This window comes from Nioella ostreopsis, from assembly GCF_004000255.1.
GTDB lineage: Bacteria > Pseudomonadota > Alphaproteobacteria > Rhodobacterales > Rhodobacteraceae > Nioella > Nioella ostreopsis.
The window spans coordinates 1-321 of record NZ_RCIQ01000100.1; the positions used below are offsets into that span (position 1 = coordinate 1).

Below are 321 nucleotides of genomic sequence, written 5' to 3' on the forward strand. Positions count from 1 at the left end.
TTCAGCGTTCGCAAAACGAGCGGTGACATGTCTGATCTCTTCTGGTTGAGTGACGCGCAGATGGCGCGTCTTGAGCCGTATTTCCCGAAATCCCACGGTAAGCCTCGCGTCGATGACCGACGTGTACTGAGCGGTATAATCTTCATTAATCGCAACGGCTTACGCTGGCGGGATGCACCAAAAGAGTATGGTCCGCACAAGACGCTTTACAACCGTTGGAAGCGGTGGAGCGATAAAGGCATCTTCGCCCAGATGCTGGCCGGGCTGGCTGCAGGGCACGGTGAGAAAACGACGGTGATGATCCCCTCTCGGGACATCACT

Annotated in this window: 1 protein-coding gene; it reads left to right on the forward strand. The window is 55.8% G+C overall.

Annotated features, from left to right (window positions below):
- Positions 1 to 27: 27 nt before the first annotated feature.
- Positions 28 to 321, forward strand: a 294-nt coding sequence (locus tag EP237_RS22975; protein ID WP_164744825.1) for a transposase, incomplete at its 3' end; no start/stop codon positions are given.